At 71.3% G+C, this 16,954-nt stretch carries 19 protein-coding genes; 7 read left to right on the top strand and 12 right to left on the bottom strand.

The genetic code is table 11. The features are described from left to right. Positions 1 to 50: 50 nt before the first annotated feature. The 3 genes from ABD343_RS14135 to afsQ1 form a co-directional block, all read right to left on the bottom strand. Entirely contained in the window at positions 51 to 698 is a 648-nt protein-coding gene (locus tag ABD343_RS14135; RefSeq protein ID WP_344527779.1) for a hypothetical protein, read from the bottom strand. Continuing rightward, positions 695 to 2,344 carry an ATP-binding protein gene (locus ABD343_RS14130; protein WP_344527777.1) on the bottom strand — a complete coding sequence of 550 codons (1,650 nt, stop codon included), beginning with the start codon at positions 2,342 to 2,344 and terminating at the stop codon, positions 695 to 697. The genes ABD343_RS14135 and ABD343_RS14130 overlap by 4 nt, the downstream gene beginning before the upstream one ends. A gap of 101 nt (positions 2,345 to 2,445) precedes the next feature. Continuing rightward, the gene (gene afsQ1, locus ABD343_RS14125) at positions 2,446 to 3,123 is read right to left on the bottom strand and encodes a two-component system response regulator AfsQ1 (protein ID WP_344527775.1); all 678 of its coding nucleotides are present in this window, start codon (positions 3,121 to 3,123) and stop codon (positions 2,446 to 2,448) included. A gap of 171 nt (positions 3,124 to 3,294) precedes the next feature. On the opposite strand from afsQ1, the gene ABD343_RS14120 reads away from it, so the two are divergent. Beyond that, positions 3,295 to 4,125 carry a SigE family RNA polymerase sigma factor gene (locus ABD343_RS14120; RefSeq protein WP_344527773.1) on the top strand — a complete coding sequence of 277 codons (831 nt, stop codon included), beginning with the start codon at positions 3,295 to 3,297 and terminating at the stop codon, positions 4,123 to 4,125. Positions 4,126 to 4,268: 143 nt separating this feature from the next. Here ABD343_RS14120 and ABD343_RS14115 read toward each other — a convergent pair whose 3' ends face one another. After that, entirely contained in the window at positions 4,269 to 4,901 is a 633-nt protein-coding gene (locus tag ABD343_RS14115) for a uridine kinase family protein (RefSeq protein ID WP_344527771.1), read from the bottom strand. 108 nt (positions 4,902 to 5,009) lie between these two features. On the opposite strand from ABD343_RS14115, the gene ABD343_RS14110 reads away from it, so the two are divergent. Further along, positions 5,010 to 6,125 (top strand): S-(hydroxymethyl)mycothiol dehydrogenase, encoded by a 1,116-nt coding sequence (locus tag ABD343_RS14110; protein ID WP_344527769.1) that lies wholly within the window; start codon positions 5,010 to 5,012, stop codon positions 6,123 to 6,125. Beyond that, entirely contained in the window at positions 6,125 to 6,763 is a 639-nt protein-coding gene (locus ABD343_RS14105) for an MBL fold metallo-hydrolase (protein ID WP_344527767.1), read from the top strand. Before ABD343_RS14110 ends, ABD343_RS14105 begins: the two co-directional genes overlap by 1 nt. A 97-nt stretch (positions 6,764 to 6,860) precedes the next feature. Here ABD343_RS14105 and ABD343_RS14100 read toward each other — a convergent pair whose 3' ends face one another. Further along, complete coding sequence (locus ABD343_RS14100) at positions 6,861 to 7,451, bottom strand: winged helix-turn-helix transcriptional regulator (RefSeq protein ID WP_344527765.1); 591 nt, start codon at positions 7,449 to 7,451, stop codon at positions 6,861 to 6,863. Positions 7,452 to 7,533: 82 nt separating this feature from the next. On the opposite strand from ABD343_RS14100, the gene ABD343_RS14095 reads away from it, so the two are divergent. Then, positions 7,534 to 8,745, top strand: a complete 1,212-nt coding sequence (locus tag ABD343_RS14095) for a pyridoxal phosphate-dependent aminotransferase (protein ID WP_344527763.1) — start codon at positions 7,534 to 7,536, stop codon at positions 8,743 to 8,745. On the opposite strand, the gene ABD343_RS14090 is transcribed toward ABD343_RS14095, so the two are convergent. Together ABD343_RS14090 and ABD343_RS14085 are read right to left on the bottom strand one after the other, a co-directional pair. After that, positions 8,705 to 8,941 carry a DUF397 domain-containing protein gene (locus ABD343_RS14090; protein WP_344527761.1) on the bottom strand — a complete coding sequence of 79 codons (237 nt, stop codon included), beginning with the start codon at positions 8,939 to 8,941 and terminating at the stop codon, positions 8,705 to 8,707. The genes ABD343_RS14095 and ABD343_RS14090 overlap by 41 nt on opposite strands. 9 nt (positions 8,942 to 8,950) lie before the next feature. Further along, positions 8,951 to 9,829, bottom strand: a complete 879-nt coding sequence (locus ABD343_RS14085) for a helix-turn-helix domain-containing protein (RefSeq protein ID WP_425578175.1) — start codon at positions 9,827 to 9,829, stop codon at positions 8,951 to 8,953. A 234-nt stretch (positions 9,830 to 10,063) separates the two neighbouring features. Here ABD343_RS14085 and ABD343_RS14075 point away from each other — a divergent pair, with 234 nt between their 5' ends. Continuing rightward, a complete protein-coding gene (locus ABD343_RS14075; protein ID WP_344527759.1) occupies positions 10,064 to 10,462 on the top strand; it encodes an ATP-binding protein in 399 nt (132 codons plus the stop codon). 56 nt (positions 10,463 to 10,518) lie between these two features. On the opposite strand, the gene ABD343_RS14070 is transcribed toward ABD343_RS14075, so the two are convergent. The 4 genes from ABD343_RS14070 to ABD343_RS14055 form a co-directional block, all read right to left on the bottom strand. Further along, the gene (locus ABD343_RS14070) at positions 10,519 to 11,403 is read right to left on the bottom strand and encodes an aldehyde dehydrogenase family protein (protein WP_344527757.1); all 885 of its coding nucleotides are present in this window, start codon (positions 11,401 to 11,403) and stop codon (positions 10,519 to 10,521) included. After that, positions 11,396 to 12,829 (bottom strand): aldehyde dehydrogenase family protein, encoded by a 1,434-nt coding sequence (locus ABD343_RS14065; RefSeq protein ID WP_344527755.1) that lies wholly within the window; start codon positions 12,827 to 12,829, stop codon positions 11,396 to 11,398. Before ABD343_RS14065 ends, ABD343_RS14070 begins: the two co-directional genes overlap by 8 nt. A gap of 5 nt (positions 12,830 to 12,834) precedes the next feature. Then, positions 12,835 to 13,803 carry a deoxyribose-phosphate aldolase gene (gene deoC / locus ABD343_RS14060; protein ID WP_344528564.1) on the bottom strand — a complete coding sequence of 323 codons (969 nt, stop codon included), beginning with the start codon at positions 13,801 to 13,803 and terminating at the stop codon, positions 12,835 to 12,837. Positions 13,804 to 13,877: 74 nt separating this feature from the next. After that, entirely contained in the window at positions 13,878 to 14,450 is a 573-nt protein-coding gene (locus ABD343_RS14055) for a hypothetical protein (RefSeq protein ID WP_344527753.1), read from the bottom strand. A gap of 243 nt (positions 14,451 to 14,693) precedes the next feature. On the opposite strand from ABD343_RS14055, the gene ABD343_RS14050 reads away from it, so the two are divergent. Both ABD343_RS14050 and ABD343_RS14045 read left to right on the top strand, forming a co-directional pair. Then, positions 14,694 to 15,056, top strand: coding sequence for a nuclear transport factor 2 family protein (locus ABD343_RS14050; RefSeq protein ID WP_344527751.1), 363 nt, complete (start codon positions 14,694 to 14,696; stop codon positions 15,054 to 15,056). Then, positions 15,053 to 15,973: a proline iminopeptidase-family hydrolase gene (locus ABD343_RS14045; protein ID WP_344527749.1), complete on the top strand. Its 921-nt coding sequence runs from the start codon at positions 15,053 to 15,055 to the stop codon at positions 15,971 to 15,973. The genes ABD343_RS14050 and ABD343_RS14045 overlap by 4 nt, the downstream gene beginning before the upstream one ends. Here the strand turns inward: ABD343_RS14045 and ABD343_RS14040 are convergent. Beyond that, positions 15,889 to 16,920 carry a protein kinase family protein gene (locus ABD343_RS14040; protein WP_344527747.1) on the bottom strand — a complete coding sequence of 344 codons (1,032 nt, stop codon included), beginning with the start codon at positions 16,918 to 16,920 and terminating at the stop codon, positions 15,889 to 15,891. The genes ABD343_RS14045 and ABD343_RS14040 overlap by 85 nt on opposite strands. Between the last annotated feature and the right edge of the window lie 34 nt (positions 16,921 to 16,954).

The raw sequence follows: 16,954 nt of genomic DNA, 5'->3' as shown, positions 1-16,954 counted from the left end.
CCCGGCGGCACCGGTTCCGGGGGCGGCGTGCCAGGCCCGTCACAGCGGCGTCACACCTTGGTCCCCGCCGTCTCCGCCGCCTCCGGGCGGGTGCGCAGCGCGGTGCCGCACTCGAAGCGCTGGAGGGGCGGCCCGGAGCGCTCGCCGTCCCCGTCCTCGTCCGCGCCGCCCTCGGGGCCGCCGAGGGTGACCGCGTTGTCGGCGTCGGCGGCGGCCGTGTCCGCGAACGTGCAGACGATCTGTGCGAGGGCGAACGACGGCAACTCGTCCAGCGGCTCGCTCAGCCGCAGCGCCTCGTCCGGGTCGCCCTCGCGGCCGTCGGTGATCTCCAGGCCGGGCGGCAGGGCCGTCTCGAAGCCCGCGTCCTCCTCCGAGGTGCCCGGCTGCCGCTTCAGCTCCTCCAGGAGCTTACGGGCGACGGGCAGCCGCTCGGCCGACGAGCGCCCCTCCGGCATCCGCACCTGGCGCTCCACCGGCGCCACGCGCGAGCCGCACACCAGGTAGACGCGGACCGCGGGCTCCTTCGCCGCGTCCTTGCCCTCGCCGCCGGGCAGCACGCAGCCCACCCGCGAGGGCGCGGCACCCGCGTCCACGGGGACGGAGGTCGAGCGGATCCCGCACCCGGCGAGCAGCCCGCCGAGCGCCGTGACGGTCACGAGAGCGGCCAGGGGAGCCCTGGCCCGGCGCGTACGGCTCATGCTCCGCCCCGCTCGCGCCCGTCGCCGCCGTCGGCCTTGCCGCCGCCGTCCCCGCCGTCCCCGCTCACGCGCTTGCCGCCGTTCTTCCTGCCGTGCCTGTGCTTGTGCCGGCGGTCGTCGTCCCGGGGGCCGCCGTCCCCGCCGTCGCCGTCCGCGTCGCCGTTCTCGCGCTCCTCCGCGACCCGGCGCGAGTCCCGGGGGAGGCGGAGCGTGAAGACGGCCCCACCGCCGGACGCGTTGTGCGCGGTGATCTCGCCGCCGTGGATATGGGCGTTCTCCATGGCGATGGAGAGGCCCAGCCCGCTGCCCTCGGAGCGGGGCCGCGAGGCGCTCGCCTTGTAGAAGCGGTCGAAGACGTGCGGCAGCACCTCCTCGGGGATGCCGGGTCCCTGGTCGGCGACCTCGATGACCAGTTCGTCGCCCTCGTCGCCGCCGTCCTCGCGGGCCTCGGTCCGTACGGACACGCGGACGGGCGAGCCGCCGTGCTTGAGCGCGTTGCCGATCAGGTTCGCGAGGATCACGTCGAGGCGGCGCGGGTCGAGGCGGGCCATGATGCCCCGGTCGGCGTCCAGCTCGACCGCGTCCAGCCACGCGCGCGCGTCGATGCAGGCGGTCACCTGGTCGGCGACGTCCACGTCGTCCAGGACGAGCTTGGCGGTGCCCGCGTCGAAGCGGGTGACCTCCATCAGGTTCTCGACCAGGTCGTTGAGCCGCCGGGTCTCGCTGACGACGAGCTGCACGGCGGGCGCGATCATGGGGTCGAGGTTGTCCTGCTCCTCCTCCAGCACCTCGGTCACCGCCGAGATCGCCGTCATCGGGGTGCGCAGCTCGTGCGACATGTCGGCGACGAAGCGGCGGCTGGACTCCTCCCGGGCGCTCAGCTCGGCGACCCGGTGCTCCAGCGACTCCGCCGTCCTGTTGAACGTACGGGACAGCTCCGCCAGCTCGTCCGTGCCCGAGACCCGCAGCCGGGTGTCGAGTTTGCCCTCGCCCAGCCGCCGCGCGGCCTCCGCGAGCCGCCGTACGGGCCGCAGCACGGTCGTCGCGGCGGCCTGCGCGAGCAGCATCGCGCCGATCAGCGCGAGGCCCGTGGCGATGCCCAGCGACCAGGCGAGCGAGTTGAGGTCGTCACGCTCGGGCGCGAGCGACTTCAGCATGTAACCGGTCGGGGTCGGACTCTCCCCGATCACCTTCGCGCCGCCGACGAGATACGGGTTGCCGTCCTTGGTGATCCGCTGCCAGTACAGGTGGTACGGGTACGAGTTTGCCGAGTCGACGGCCCGCTTCTTGGCGACCGCGCCGCGCAGCGAGCCGGGCACGTTCTGGAGCGTGAAGTCGTCCTCGTTGGAGGCGGCGGCGCAGGGCTGGCCCTCGTCGGTCCTGCCGATGAGGAGCACCTGGTAGTTCTGCGTCGTACGGGCCATCTTCTTGGCCGCCTCGCGCAGTTGCCCGCACTCGACCTTGCGGGGGAGGTTGCCCGCGTTGTCCTCCATGGACTTGCGGAAGTCGTTCAGGGCCGCGTTCTGGGCCCGGGTGAGCACCGCGTCGCGGTTGAGCCAGTAGGCGATGCCGGAGGCGGAGACGGCGGCGGTCAGCGCGACGAGCGCGAAGACGACGACGAGCCGCAGCCGCAGGGTCGGCAGCATCCCGGCGAACCATCCGCGTGCGCGGCCGCTCTTCGTGGGTTTCGTGGGGGGAGCGGTGGAACCAGTGGAACCGGTCGGACCGGCAGTGGGGGGAGCCTTTGTCACTGGGGAGTGTCCAGCCTGTAGCCCACTCCACGGACCGTACGGATCAGGGTCGGCGACGAGGGGACGTCCTCCACCTTCGCGCGCAGCCGCTGCACGCAGGCGTCGACGAGCCGCGAGTCACCGAGATAGTCGTGCTCCCACACCAGGCGCAGGAGCTGCTGGCGCGAGAGCGCCTGCCCCGGGCGGCGGCTCAGCTCCAGCAGCAACCGCAGCTCCGTGGGGGTGAGTTGCAGGTCCTCGCCGTTCTTCGTGACGGTCATCGCCGAGCGGTCGATGACCAGGGAGCCGAAGGTCGCGGCGTCGTTGGACTCCCGTTCGCCGCGGCGCATCACGGCGCGGATACGCGCGTCCAGCACCCGGCCCTGGACGGGCTTGACGACATAGTCGTCGGCGCCGGACTCCAGCCCGACCACGACGTCGATGTCGTCGCTGCGGGCCGTGAGCAGGATGATCGGCAACTGGTCGGTGCGGCGGATACGGCGGCAGACCTCGAAGCCGTCGATCCCGGGCAGCATCACGTCCAGCACGATCAGGTCGGGCCGCTGCTCGCGCAGCAGCTTGAGGCCGTCCTCGCCGGTCGCGGCGGTCACCACACGGTGCCCCTGGCGGGTCAGACCCATCTCCAGGGCGGTACGGACAGCGTCATCGTCCTCGATCAGCAACAGGAAAGGCACGCGCGCCATTCTGGCCCATCCCACCCGGAGACTTCGACCGGCGGTAGCGCCTCGATCCACGGGGGCGCTTGTGACACCGCTGTGACAGACGGGGGATCTCCCGATGAAACTGGCCCGGCAGTGTTTACGGCATCAAGCAAGCGACCGGGTTGGCTCCAAGGGGGGCGCGAGATGAACACACTGCACAGCACCGCAACCAGCGCAGTACTTCACACGCGCCTGCACGTCCCTTCGGTTCCCGCCTCCCAGGCCCGGTCCGCAGAGAAGTCCGGTGCCGTGAGCGGGCGGGGGTGCGCTCGCGGCACCGGGCGGAAGCGTCCGCCGCACATCGCGGTGGTGGAGGGGCTCCGGGGGGAGCCCCTCGGGGGGAACACGGGGGACAACCGGGGGGACACCGGGGGGACCACGGGGGAGAAGCGGGGGGAACCGCGGGGGAATGGCACGTACAGGGAGGATTCGGGGGAGCGGCGTGACAGCGCCTCGGAGGCGGAGTTCACCGCCTACGTGCGCGATCGCCGTGCCTCCCTGTACGCCACCGCCTACCACCTGACCGGCGACCGCTTCGAGGCGGAGGACCTGCTGCAGAGCGCCCTCTTCTCGACGTACCGCGCCTGGGACAGGATCAGCGACAAGGCGGCCGTGGGGGGCTACCTGCGTCGCACCATGACGAACCTGCACATCAGCGCGTGGCGCCGGCGGAAGCTCAACGAGTACCCGACGGAGGAGCTGCCGGAGACGGTCGGCGAGCAGGACGCCATGCGCGGCACCGAGCTGCGCACCGTCCTGTGGCAGGCCCTCGCCCGGCTGCCCGAACTCCAGCGCACCATGCTGGTCCTCCGCTACTACGAGGGCCGGACGGACCCGGAGATCGCGGACATACTGAACATCAGCGTCGGCACGGTGAAGAGCAGCATCTGGCGCTCTCTGCGCCGTCTCCGTGACGACGAGGTGCTGAGCTTCGGCAGGGACCAGGAGGAGTCCTTCGACGAACTGGTCGCCTGACCGAGGGGGGTACGGGGGGATCACGGGGGAAGCCCGGGGGGCCGGGGAAAGGACGGGGGAAACGGGGAGACAGGGGGAAAAGGAGAGCGGTTCCAGTCGGCCGGGGGGTCTGACTGGAACCGCTCTTTGCCGTGTGCGCCGCCTCAGGCCCGCAGCGAGGCGCCGCGCAGGAGGCGGGCTATACGGGCGTACGTCTCGTCCCGGGTGCAGGCGCGGGCGCCCAGCGACTCGTGCCGGGCGACGATCACGCCCTCGGTGCGCATCAGCCGCCACCCGCGGCGCAGCAGGAACGGCAGCGGCTTGCGCGCCTCGCGGATGTCACGGACCAGCCGGCGGCGGAACGTCGTGAACGGGCGCCCGCGCAGGCATATCGCGTCCGCGAGCAGCCCCAGCTCCCGGCAGCGCGCGGTGATGTCCGCGGCGAAGACGCCCTCGGCGACGACGTACGGCGCGCCGTCCAGCCGCACGCTCTCCTCGCCGACACGGGCGCTCACCGAGATGTCGTACAGCGGCGCCGTCGTACGGCCCTCCGCGCACAGCTCGCGCAGCGCCCGTACCGCGGCGTCCTCGTCCCAGGAGAGCGGCGAGTCCCAGTCGATGTCGGCGCCCGGCACGCCGCCGACGGTCGGCAGCGTCGGGTCGTCGCCCTCCTTGTAGAAGTCGTCGAGCCGCAGCACCGGCAGTCCCGTACGGGCGGCGAGCCGGGACTTGCCGGAGCCGGACGGCCCGGTCAGCAGGATCACGCGGGCGGGGAGTCTGTCGCTGGAGTCGGTCACGAGGAACCATTGTCTGTCATTGCCTCGCTCTCATGCCCCTGGGCAGGGAGAATGGTCGGTCGCACAGCGCTGTCGACGTCGCGGACCCGCGAAAAGGAGGCCGTTCGCATGGCCCAGGAAGTACGGGGTGTCATCGCACCCGGCAAGAACGAACCCGTGCGGGTCGAGACCATCGTCGTGCCCGACCCCGGCCCGGGCGAGGCCGTGGTCCAGGTGCAGGCGTGCGGGGTCTGCCACACCGATCTGCACTACAAGCAGGGTGGGATCAACGACGAGTTCCCGTTCCTCCTCGGGCACGAGGCGGCGGGCGTCGTCGAGGCGGTCGGCGAGGGCGTCACCGACGTCGCGCCGGGCGATTTCGTGGTCCTCAACTGGCGCGCGGTCTGCGGCCAGTGCCGGGCCTGTCTGCGCGGACGCCCCTGGTACTGCTTCGACACGCACAACGCGGAGCAGAAGATGACGTGGGAGGGCCGAGAGCTTTCCCCCGCGCTCGGCATCGGGGCCTTCGCGGAGAAGACGCTGGTCGCCGCCGGGCAGTGCACCAAGGTCGATCCGGCCGTCTCCCCGGCCACCGCCGGGCTGCTCGGCTGCGGCGTGATGGCCGGGATCGGCGCGGCGATCAACACCGGGCGGGTCGGGCGCGGCGACACCGTCGCCGTCATCGGCTGCGGCGGCGTGGGCGACGCGGCCATCGCGGGCGCGCGGCTCGCTGGCGCCGCGAAGATCATCGCAGTGGACATCGACGACCGTAAGCTCGCCACCGCCGAGAAGATGGGCGCCACCCACACGGTCAACTCCCGCTCGGCGGACGTGGTGGAGAGCGTGCGCGAGCTGACGGGCGGCTTCGGCGCCGACGTCGTGATCGAGGCGGTGGGCCGCCCCGAGACGTACGAGCAGGCGTTCTACGCCCGTGACCTGGCCGGAACGGTCGTCCTCGTCGGCGTCCCGACCCCGGACATGCGGATCGACCTGCCGCTGCTGGACGTCTTCGGGAGGGGCGGCGCGCTGAAGTCCTCCTGGTACGGCGACTGCCTGCCGTCGCGCGACTTCCCCATGCTGGTCGACCTGCATCTGCAGGGGCGGCTCGACCTCGGCGCGTTCGTCACGGAGACGATCGCGCTGGACGAGGTCGAGAAGGCGTTCGAGCGGATGCTCCCCCACAGCCTTGAGGGCGTGGGCGGTGCCCCCATCGGCGACGTGCTGCGTTCGGTGGTGGTGCTGTGATGGCGGGCGGAGCGGCACGTATCGACCACGTCGTCACGTCCGGGACCTTCAGTCTGGACGGCGGCACGTGGGACGTCGACAACAACGTGTGGATCGTCGGTGACGACACCGAGGCGGTCGTCATCGACGCGGCGCACGACGCGGACGCGATCGAGGCAGCGCTGGGCGGCCGTGCCCTGAGGGCGATCCTGTGCACGCACGCGCACAACGACCACGTGGACGCGGCGCCCGCGCTGGCGGCCCGTACGGGAGCGCCGATCCTGCTGCACCCGGACGACCTGCCGCTGTGGAAGATGACCCACCCGGACCGGGCCCCGGACGGTGAGCTGGCGGACGGCCAGGAGATCACCGTGGCGGGCGTGACGCTCCGGGTGCTGCACACTCCGGGGCACGCCCCGGGCGCTGTCTGCTTCCACGTGCCCGCGCTGGACACGGTCTTCTCCGGCGACACGCTCTTTCAGGGAGGGCCGGGGGCCACCGGGCGCTCTTTCTCGGACTTCCCGACGATCGTCGAGTCGATCCGCGAGCGGTTGCTGACGCTGCCGGGTGAGACGGTTGTCCGTACCGGACACGGCGACGTGACCTCAGTCGGCGCCGAGGCGCCACACCTGGACGAGTGGATCGCCCGAGGCCACTGAGACGTTCCGAGCAGGGGGTGCCCCGTCCTGTGCTTTGCGGGGCGCGGGTGCGCTGTGGCTTGTCGCGCAGTTCCCCGCGCCCCTGGCGGGTGCTCTCTTACGGCAAGGCTGCGCGCAGGGTCTTTTCGGCTTGGGCTCTGTCTCGGAGCAGGGACGCGCAGCGTTCGGTGTCGAGTTCGAGGTGGGCGGCGGCACCCTCGGGGGCCGGGCCCTCTCCGTAGACGGACAGGGCCTCCTCGGAGAGGCGGACGTGGAAGACGCCTTCCGGCAAGGTGACGTCGACGACGGCGTCGGAACCCGGCACGGCGGCGCGCAGCGCCTCTCGCAGGGGCAGCGCCCACCAGTGGGCCCGGACCGCGTCCGTCTCGCCGGGCACGGACGGGAGTTCGTCCACACCCCAGTGGGCGAGCACGTCCAGGACGGGGAGGAGGGCGCGGCCCCGCCCCGTCAGCTCGTAGACCCTCGGCTGGGGGCGGCGCGTGACGAGCCCGTCGGCCTCCATCTGCTTGAGCCGGGCGGCGAGGACGTCCGTACTGACGCCGGGCAGGTCCGCGTGCAGGTCCGTGTAGCGCCGCGGCCCCGCCAGGAGTTCGCGGACGATCAGGAGGGCCCAGCGGTCTCCGACGGAGTCGAGGGCGCGCGCTATCGCGCAGAACTGGTCATAGCTGCGGCGGGTTCGGCTCGGCATGGCGCCAGTCTATGCCGCAATGGGTTGGACTTTCCAAGTGCTCGCTTGGTAGAACCAAGTGAAGCACTGAGGAGGGTGGGACATGGAGTTCCGGCAGTCGAGCAAGCTCAGCGAGGTCTGCTACGAGATCCGGGGGCCGGTGATCGAGCACGCGGACGCGCTGGAGGAGGCGGGGCACAGCGTGCTGCGGCTCAACACCGGGAATCCGGCGCTCTTCGGCTTCGAGGCGCCCGAGGAGATCCTCCAGGACATGGTCCGGATGCTGCCGCAGGCGCACGGGTACACCGAATCGCGCGGCATCCTCCCCGCCCGCCGTGCCGTCGCGCAGCACTATCAGCAGCGCGGTTTCCCCGAGGCCGACGTCGACGACATCTATCTCGGCAACGGCGTGTCCGAGCTGGTCTCCATGGCCGTCCAGGCCCTCGTCGAGGACGGCGACGAAGTCCTCGTCCCCGCCCCGGACTTCCCGCTGTGGACCGCCGTCACGACGATGGCGGGCGGCAAGGCCGTGCACTACGTGTGCGACGAGCAGGCGGGCTGGCTGCCGGACCTCGACGACATGGCCGCGAAGATCACGTCCCGTACCAGGGCCGTCGTCATCATCAGCCCCAACAACCCCACGGGCGCGGTCTATCCGAAGGAGCTGCTGGAGGGCATCCTCGATCTCGCCCGCCGCCACGGCCTGATGGTCTTCTCCGACGAGATCTACGACAAGATCCTCTACGACGGCGCCGAGCACCATCACGTGGGGGCCCTGGCGCCCGACCTCGTGGTCCTCACCTTCTCCGGGCTCTCCAAGGCGTACCGCGTGGCGGGCTTCCGTTCCGGCTGGCTGATGGTCTCCGGGCCCAAGCAGCACGCGAAGGACTATCTGGAGGGGCTGGGCATGCTCGCCTCGATGCGGCTGTGCCCCAACGCGCCCGCGCAGTACGCCATCCAGGCCGCGCTGGGGGGCCGGCAGTCGATCGAGGACCTCGTCCTGCCCGGCGGGCGGCTGCACGAGCAGCGGGACAAGGCCTGGGAGAAGCTCAACGAGATCCCGGGCGTGAGCTGCGTCAAACCCAAGGGCGCGCTCTACGCGTTCCCGCGCCTCGACCCCGCCGTCCACAAGATCCACGACGACGAGCGCTTCGTGCTGGACCTGCTGCTGCGCGAGAAGATCCAGGTCGTGCAGGGCACCGGCTTCAACTGGCCCTCGCCGGACCACTTCCGGATCCTCACCCTCCCCCGCGCCGACGACTTGGACGCCGCGATCAGCCGCATCGGCCGCTTCCTGGACGGCTACCGGCAGTAGGACCCATGTCCCCGGACTTGATGCGGGCCAGCAGCATGCGGACGGCGTGGGGGTCGCCGGGGAGGACCGTTGCGGGGTGGTCGCTCTCGCGGAGGAGGACGGAGCCGCCGGGGCCCGCGGCGAGTTCGACGCAGTCGCTGTTGGGGTTGTCGCCGCTGAAGCTCGATTTCTGCCAGGCGGGTTCCGGGTCCGGCATATGTTCTCCCTACAGGACGTAGAGCAGGTGCTGCACCAGGCGGTACGAGCTGCCGTCGTGGAGCTGGGCCGGGTCCAGGGGGTCGAGGGCCACCATGCTCAGCCGGTTGAAGGCGCTCGTGAACTCCTGGATCTGCTCGGGGTCTCCCAGGAAGGACGAGGTCATCGGGTGTTCTATATGGACGGTACGGAGCTGGGACGCGCGGCCGTCGAAGATGGTGAAGGGCGCTCCGGGTGCTCCGGGCGGCATCTCGGAGCGGAAGGGCAGCAACTGGATCGTCATGTGCGGGAGTTGTGAGACCTCTACAAGGTGCTCAAGCTGTGCCCGCCGGATCTTGCGGCTCACGAAGTGCATGTGGAACGCCGCCTCGTGGATGACGGCGTGGTACCGGGGCGGCGGGTCGGTGTAGAGCGGCTGCTGGCGCCGCAGCCGGAACTCGGCGAAGCGGGCGCCGTCCTCGGGGGAGATCTGGGGCTCGCTGTTGCTGAACAGAGCGGTGACGTAGTCGCGCGTCTGGAGCAGGCCGGGGACGAACATCCACTGGAACGCGCGGTGGGCCGTGGCGGTGGACTCCAGCTCGGCCAGATCGCGGAGCCTGTCGTGGGCGAGGTCCCGGTATTCGGTCCACCACCCCTTGCCGGTGGCCAGGGACATTTCCACAAGCGCTTCCAGCAGGGTGTTATCGGTGCAACCATAGTAAGCGAGCAGCGCGCGGAGGCGCGGTTCGGAGCAGGCGGTCCTGCCCGCCTCGATGTGGCTCAAGTGGGGCTTGTGGAGACCGACATGACGGCAGACGTCTTCCCGGTTCCTGCCGCTGTCCTCGCGGATCCTCCGGAGTTCTTGGCCGAGCCGCTTCTGCCGTTGGCTTGGATTCGCGCGCAATCCCATGGGTTAACTTCCCACACAGGCCACACGGTTGTGTCCATGACTTCTGGCTGGAATCACTCGATGGAGTGATGATCTGAACGTGAGTTGTATCGGTATTACTCACATGCCTAGGTTCGTCCCCTAGCACCCGGACCGGCGCCTACCGGATGTGGAGCTGGCGTGTGGTGGCCGGAACCGAAAAGGAGCATCCCCATGTGTCCTGTCCGCGCAGCCGTGCCCGTGAACGCCCTTGCGATGACCTTTCCGCCCGACCCCGTGTGGGTGCGCAGCGCGCGCGAGGCGGTCCGCACCGCCATGAACACGGTCGTGGGGGCGAAACAGGACCTGATCGAGACCGCGATGCTGCTGACCTCGGAGGTCGTGACGAACGCGGTGGCCGCCGCCTGCAACAGCCTCACCCCGGCCCCCATCGGCCTGCGCGCGGGATGGACGGAGGACGGGGCGATACATGTGCTCGTGCGGGACCAGGGGCCGGGGGACCCGGCCGAGCCCGAGGACCCGCTCGCGGCCGGGCTCCGGGGGGAGGACGAGGGCGGGCGCGGGCTGCTGCTCATCACCCACGAGGCGACCGACTGGGGCGTCTGCCGGCACGGCAGGGAAGAGGGGAAATCCGTCTGGTTCAGCCTGAGCTGAGCCGGGCCGCTCCCGGTACACGGGTACGACGGGCGCGGCCCGGCTCACGCGTGCCGCTACGCGCCGATTGGGTGCCAGACCGTCTTCGTCTCCAGGAAGGAGAGGAGGCGGTCCGTGCCGGGGTCCGCCGTCCAGTCGGCGGCTCCGGACGGGCGTACGACGCGCTTGAGGTTGTCGGCCGCGGCCACCTCCAGCTCCGTCGCCAGCCCGGCGTCGCCCGCCGCGCCCGCGAGGTCGAGCGCGTTGACGTCCTGGTGCGCCGCGAGGGGCCGCGCGATCTCGGCCGTACGGCCCGAGAGCACGTTGACGACGCCGCCCGGCACGTCCGAGGTGGCGAGCACCTCGGCGAGGGAGAGGGCCGGGAGGGGGGCCCGCTCGGACGCGACGACCACCGCCGTGCTACCCGTGACGATCACGGGCGCGAGCACCGACACCAGGCCCAGCAGCGAGGAGTCCTGGGGCGCGAGGACCGCGACCACGCCCGTCGGCTCGGGCGTCGAGAGGTTGAAGAACGGCCCGGCGACGGGGTTCGCGCCCCCGGCGACCTGGGCGATCTTGTCGGACCAGCCCGCGTACCAGACCCAGCGGTCGATCGCGGCGTCCACCTGCGCCAGGGACTTCGCGCGCGAGAGCCCCTCGCCCGCCGCGACCTCGGACGCGAACTGCTCACGCCGCCCCTCCAGCATCTCCGCGACGCGGTAGAGGACCTGGCCCCTGTTGTACGCGGTGGCGCCCGACCAGCCGCCGAAGGCCTTGCGCGCGGCGACGACCGCGTCCCGCGCGTCCTTGCGGGAGGCGAGCGGCGCGTTCGCCAGCCACTCGCCGCTCTTCGCCGCTGTCACCTCGTACACCCTGCCGCTCTCGCTCCGCGGGAACTTGCCCCCGACGTACAGCTTGTAGGTCTTGAGGACGTTCAGCCGTGTCTCAGCCCTGTCAGACATTCAGGTACGCCTCCAGACCGTGCCGGCCGCCCTCGCGGCCGAATCCCGACTCCTTGTAGCCGCCGAACGGCGAGGCCGGATCGAACTTGTTGAAGGTGTTGGCCCACACGACTCCGGCCCTGAGCCGGTTCGCCATCTTCAGGATGCGCGAGCCCTTCTCGGTCCAGATGCCCGCCGAGAGCCCGTACGGCGTGTTGTTGGCCTTGGCGACGGCCTCGTCCGGCGTGCGGAAGGACAGCACCGAGAGCACCGGGCCGAAGATCTCCTCGCGCGCGACGCGGTGCGCCTGCGTGACGTTCGTGAAGAGGGTCGGCGCGAACCAGTAGCCGTCCGTGGGCAGTTCGCACGGCGGCGACCAGCGCTCGGCGCCCTCCGCCTCGCCCGCCTCGGCCAGCTCGGTGATGCGGGCGAGCTGCTCGGCGGAGTTGATGGCGCCGATGTCGGTGTTCTTGTCGAGCGGGTCGCCCACGCGGAGCGTGGTCAGCCGCCGCTTGAGCGCGTCCAGCAGCTCGTCCTGGACCGACTCCTGGACCAGGAGGCGCGAGCCCGCGCAGCAGACCTGGCCCTGGTTGAAGAAGATCCCGTTCACGATGCCCTCGACGGCCTGGTCGAGCGGGGCGTCGTCGAAGACGATGTTGGCGCCCTTGCCGCCCAGTTCGAGGGTGAGCTTCTTGCGGGTGCCCGCGACCGTACGGGCGATCTCCTTGCCGACGCCGGTCGAGCCGGTGAAGGCGACCTTGTCCACGTCCGGGTGCGCGACCAGCTCGGCGCCCGTCGCGCCGTCGCCGGTGACGATGTTGACGACGCCGCGCGGCAGCCCGGCCTGGCGGCAGATGTCGGCGAAGAAGAGCGCGGAGAGCGGGGTCGTCTCGGCGGGCTTCAGCACCACCGTGTTGCCGGTCGCGAGCGCCGGGGCGATCTTCCAGGCGAGCATGAGGAGCGGGAAGTTCCACGGGATGACCTGGGCTGCGACACCGAGGGGCCGGGGGTCTCTCCCGTACCCCGCGTAGCTCAGCTTGTCGGCCCAGCCCGCGTAGTAGAAGAAGTGCGCGGCGACCAGCGGCAGGTCCGCGTCGCGCGTCTCGCGGATCGGCTTGCCGTTGTCGAGGGTCTCCAGCACCGCCAGCTCGCGCGAGCGCTCCTGGAGGATGCGCGCGATCCGGAAGAGGTACTTCGCGCGCTCGGCGCCCGGCAGCGCGGACCAGGACGCGAAGGCCGTACGGGCCGCGCGCACCGCCGCGTCGACGTCCGCCGCGTCCGCGTACGCGACCTCGGACAGCGTCTCCTCGGTCGCGGGGGAGAGGGTCTTGAAGCTCTTGCCGGAGCCCGCCTCGCGGAACTCGCCGTCGACGAAGAGCCCGTAGGACGGGGCGATGTCGACGACGGCGCGGGACTCGGGCGCGGGGGCGTACTCGAAGAGGGCCATGGGGATCAGTCCACCGTCACGTAGTCGGGGCCGGAGTAGCGTCCGGTGGTGAGCTTCTGACGCTGCATCAGCAGATCGTTGAGCAGGCTGGAGGCGCCGAAGCGGAACCAGTCGGGGCTCAGCCAGTCATCGCCCAGCGTCTCGTTCACCATCACCAGATACTTGATCGCGTCCTTGGCCGTACGGATGCCGCCCGCGGGCTTCACGCCGACCTGGCGGCCGGTCGCGGCGCGGAAGTCGCGCACCGCCTCCAGCATCAGCAGGGTGTTCGGCGGGGTCGCGTTGACGGCGACCTTGCCCGTCGAGGTCTTGATGAAGTCGGCGCCCGCGAGCATCGCCAGCCAGGAGGCGCGGCGGATGTTGTCGTACGTCGCCAGCTCGCCGTTCTCGAAGATGACCTTGAGGTGCGCGTCGCCGCAGGCGGCCTTGACCGCCTGGATCTCCTCGAAGACCTGGAGGTAGCGCCCGGCCAGGAACGCGCCCCGGTCGATCACCATGTCGATCTCGTCGGCCCCGGCGGCGACGGCCTCGCGGGTGTCGGCGAGCTTCACGTCCATGGCCGCGCGCCCGGCGGGGAACGCGGTCGCGACGGAGGCGACATGGACGCCGGAGCCCGCGAGGGCCTCCTTGGCGACGGCGGCCATGTCGGGATACACGCAGATCGCGGCGACGCGCGGCGCCGTACGGTCGGTCGGGTCGGGGTTCAGGCCCTTCGCGCACAGGGCCCGCACCTTGCCGGGGGTGTCGGCGCCCTCAAGGGTGGTGAGGTCGATCATCGAGATGGCGAGATCGATGGCGTACGCCTTGGCCGTGGTCTTGATGGACCGGGTCCCGAGCGTGGCGGCGCGGGCCTCCAGCCCGACCGCGTCGACGCCGGGGAGCCCGTGCAGATGGCGGCGGAGCGCGGCGTCGGACGTCGCGATCTCGGACGTCACGGACGTCACCGTTCCGGGAGGGGCCGCTTCGGTAGGCATGGTCACCAGGGCACCATATCTACGCGCGTAGCCGTGTGCCACCCCCGTGCATCGACGGGGGTGGCCGGGCGCGGTCAGCCGAGCGTCTCGCAGAGGTCCTCGTAGTCGCCGTCGAGGGCGATCACCCGCTTCGTGCTCTTGTCGCCGGCCGTCGTGTACTCGACGGACATGAAGCCGCGCGAGATCAGCCACTTGTGGGCGGGCTTGTCGTCCTTCCGGAGAAGCGTCCCCCAGTCGGCGCCGCTCAGGACCGAGGTGTTCTTGTCCGGGTAGGTGTGCGTCCCCGTGCCGGAGATGTCGCGCTTGATGGTCCTGCCGGTGTCGAGGTTGGTCACGCGCATCACGAGCGGACCGCTCTCGATGGCGAACACGGGATCGCCCGCGTCGTTCGACCACGTCCTCAGCTTCAGGTCGGCGACCGGGAAGTCGGCGTGCGTCGGGAAGGGGCACACCTCGCCCCTCTTGGTGGTGATCTCGGACTGCTCGGGGTGGGTGACGACCGGGCCGTGCATGCCGCCGCCGGCGGCGGCCGGTGCCTTCCGCTCGGGGTGTGCGGCGGCCCCGGCCGTGCCGGAGGCCGCGAGGAGCGGGACCGTGGCCGCGGCGCACGCCGCCAGGGCGACGATCGTCCGGATGCGAGAGGTCATGGGAATTCCGTCCTTCCAGTGCGCCGAGGGGGAGCGGCGCCCACGCTGCTCCCCGCGTCGGTCGCGGGGAAAGACGATTCGGCCGTGCCCGAACGGTTCTGCCCCTGCACCCCATCTGACCTGGGGTTTTTCCGAATCCGGCCGCCAACTGCCGGACGTGCGAAAGCAAGTCAAGACTTATCTTCGCGGGCGTTCTTTCCTATGTTCGGGGCCTCCGGATAAATCCCTTGGAGGAATGTGGACATGAGGAAGAACATCGGTGAGATGGCGACCCGGTGCCTGCGGCGCATGGAATCGTGCGACTTCGAAGGCGTGCGGGCCATGTGCACGGAAACGGCCACCGTCTGGCACAACGACGGCACGGGCGACCGGACGATCGACGAAAAGCTGGAACAGCTCAGGCCCCTCGCCGGGGCGGTCGGGTCGCTGCGATTCGACATCACGCGTCAATTCCACGGCGCGAACGAGGTGCTGCAGCAGCACGTGCTGCGTATGACCATGCTGGACGGTTCGCGGAGCGAGGTGCACGCCGCCATGTATTTCCGGTTCGACGGAGACCTCATCGACCGCATGGAGGAGTACGCCTACGGGATGGGGGCGGCATGAGGGAAGGCAGGATCTCCGTACCCGGGGGCCGGGTGTGGTATCGCAGAACGGGCGGCGGCGGCCCGCCGTTGCTGCTCGTCCACGGCGGCCCGGGATATCCGAGCGACCCCCTCTTCGACGCCTTCGCGCCGCTCGCCGAGGAACGCGAGGTCGTCTGGTACGACCAGCTCGGCGTGGGGCGTTCGGACCCGGTCGACGACGTCTCGCTGCTGACCGTGGACCGCTTCCTCGACGAACTGGGCGCGGTCTCCGAGGGGCTCGGCCTGGAACGCCCGCACGTCTACGGCCACTCGTGGGGAGCGATGCTCGGCCTTCAGTACGCCGCGGAGCGGGCGCCGGAATGGACCAGCCTGATCTGCGCCAACGGCCTCGCGAGCGTGCCCCGTTTCGAGCGGGAGGTCCGGGAGCTGATGGCGGGACTTCCGGGTGACGTGCTCGGCCGTACGTACGGCAGGGAACTGCGGGGCGGAACGGACGACCCCGATTACCGGGTGGCCCAGGAGGAATACGTGCGGGCGTGCGTGCTGCGCACGTCTTCCCTGAGCCTGGACCCGCAACTCATGAGCCCGACGACGTTCCGGACGATGATCGGGCACGCGGACTATCACGTGACCGGCACGCTCAAGGACTGGGACATCTTCGACGCGCTGGAAAGGATCCGGGTCCCCACGCTCGTTCTCGGCGGCGAATTCGACGAATGCGTTCCCGCGCATCTCGCCGACATCGCCGCGCGCATTCCGGATTCCGTACACGTGACGCAGCCCGGCGCGGCGCATATGGGATATCTGGAGGAGGAGCCTCTCCGCGGGGCGTATGTCTCCCTCATCCGGGACTATATGGCGCGCGTCGAATCCCGCGCGTGCCCGCCCGGCGGCCGTTCCGGCGCGAGCGCGGCCTCGATCTCCGCCGCGGGATAGGGCGTACGCCTGCTCCCGTCGAGCAGCCGCCGGTGGAAGGCGTCGAGCAGATCCGCGGCGGGCCCCCGGGCCCCGAGGTCCGCGCCGAGGCGGCGGCGTGCCTCGCTCAGCACGAAGCAGCGGTCGTACGAGGCCAGGTGCGCGGCGAGGAACCGCGCCTCGTCGGGGGCGAGCGCGAAACGGGCGCTGAGGGCCAGGCCGAAGTCGGTGAAGAGCAGGCGGCGCCCGTCGGTGAGGACGTTGCGGCTGTGGGCGTCGAAGTGGACGAGGCCGCGCGAGGCCATGAACCGCGCGCCGCGCTCCAGTTCGGCCACGGTCCGGTCCGGGCCGGGCTCACGGGCGTCCGCGAGCGTGCCCGGCAGGTGTTCGAGGAAGAGGACCAGGCTGGACGTCGCGCGTCCGAGGGCCTCCAGCCTGCGCCGTACGGCGGGCGACCCCTCCCAGAACGCCACGGCGCCGTCGATCCCGCCGAACTCGTCGGCGAACCCCTCGGGCGGCGAGTCCGGCAGCACGCGCCAGTGGTACGTCACCGGGAAGCCGCCGTACGCGCCCTCCCGGGCCCAGCGGCTCGCCGCGAGGTGCGCGGCCAGCTCGCGCCAGGCGCCGAAACCGGCCGAGCCGAGCCCGTAGTGGTAGTACGCCGGGAGCGCGAAGAGGTTCGCGGTCGAGCGGGCGTGCTCCGGGCGCAGCTCCAGCTCCGTCAGCGGCACCCGCTTGACGAACACGGGCGTCCCGCCGACGTCCAGCTCCGCCGTCCTGCCGCCGATGCCGGGCCCGAGCGGGGGCGCGGCGGCGACGGCGGCGGCCAGCCGCCGGTCGCCGAGCGCGGCGAGGCGGGAGGCGACGGGTGGGAGCGGCGCGGGCGGGGCGACCGGCGAGCGGGGCTCACCGGAGCGGGATTCCGGGCGCTCCGCGTCCCGGCGCCGTGACCGGCCTCCGTTGTCCATGCCCCGAGTGTGGGGGAGCGGAGCCGCGCCACCG

It is taken from the genome of Streptomyces albiaxialis (assembly GCF_039530985.1).
GTDB lineage: Bacteria > Actinomycetota > Actinomycetes > Streptomycetales > Streptomycetaceae > Streptomyces > Streptomyces albiaxialis.
The sequence above is the reverse complement of the archived record's forward strand: the minus strand, read 5'-3'. Positions and strand labels throughout refer to the sequence as shown.

Coding starts and splice junctions, on each gene's coding strand:
- ABD343_RS14100 (WP_344527765.1), bottom strand. CDS start 7,451: ATGCCGAGCCGAACCCGCCGCAGCTATGACCAGTTCTGCGCGATAGCG.
- ABD343_RS14090 (WP_344527761.1), bottom strand. CDS start 8,941: ATGCCGGACCCGGAACCCGCCTGGCAGAAATCGAGCTTCAGCGGCGAC.
- ABD343_RS14070 (WP_344527757.1), bottom strand. CDS start 11,403: ATGTCTGACAGGGCTGAGACACGGCTGAACGTCCTCAAGACCTACAAG.
- ABD343_RS14055 (WP_344527753.1), bottom strand. CDS start 14,450: ATGACCTCTCGCATCCGGACGATCGTCGCCCTGGCGGCGTGCGCCGCG.
- ABD343_RS14120 (WP_344527773.1), top strand. CDS start 3,295: ATGAACACACTGCACAGCACCGCAACCAGCGCAGTACTTCACACGCGC.
- ABD343_RS14135 (WP_344527779.1), bottom strand. CDS start 698: ATGAGCCGTACGCGCCGGGCCAGGGCTCCCCTGGCCGCTCTCGTGACC.
- ABD343_RS14110 (WP_344527769.1), top strand. CDS start 5,010: ATGGCCCAGGAAGTACGGGGTGTCATCGCACCCGGCAAGAACGAACCC.
- ABD343_RS14105 (WP_344527767.1), top strand. CDS start 6,125: ATGGCGGGCGGAGCGGCACGTATCGACCACGTCGTCACGTCCGGGACC.
- ABD343_RS14085 (WP_425578175.1), bottom strand. CDS start 9,829: ATGGGATTGCGCGCGAATCCAAGCCAACGGCAGAAGCGGCTCGGCCAA.
- ABD343_RS14130 (WP_344527777.1), bottom strand. CDS start 2,344: ATGCTGCCGACCCTGCGGCTGCGGCTCGTCGTCGTCTTCGCGCTCGTC.
- ABD343_RS14040 (WP_344527747.1), bottom strand. CDS start 16,920: ATGGACAACGGAGGCCGGTCACGGCGCCGGGACGCGGAGCGCCCGGAA.
- ABD343_RS14095 (WP_344527763.1), top strand. CDS start 7,534: ATGGAGTTCCGGCAGTCGAGCAAGCTCAGCGAGGTCTGCTACGAGATC.
- ABD343_RS14065 (WP_344527755.1), bottom strand. CDS start 12,829: ATGGCCCTCTTCGAGTACGCCCCCGCGCCCGAGTCCCGCGCCGTCGTC.
- ABD343_RS14050 (WP_344527751.1), top strand. CDS start 14,694: ATGAGGAAGAACATCGGTGAGATGGCGACCCGGTGCCTGCGGCGCATG.
- deoC (WP_344528564.1), bottom strand. CDS start 13,803: ATGCCTACCGAAGCGGCCCCTCCCGGAACGGTGACGTCCGTGACGTCC.
- ABD343_RS14075 (WP_344527759.1), top strand. CDS start 10,064: ATGACCTTTCCGCCCGACCCCGTGTGGGTGCGCAGCGCGCGCGAGGCG.
- ABD343_RS14045 (WP_344527749.1), top strand. CDS start 15,053: ATGAGGGAAGGCAGGATCTCCGTACCCGGGGGCCGGGTGTGGTATCGC.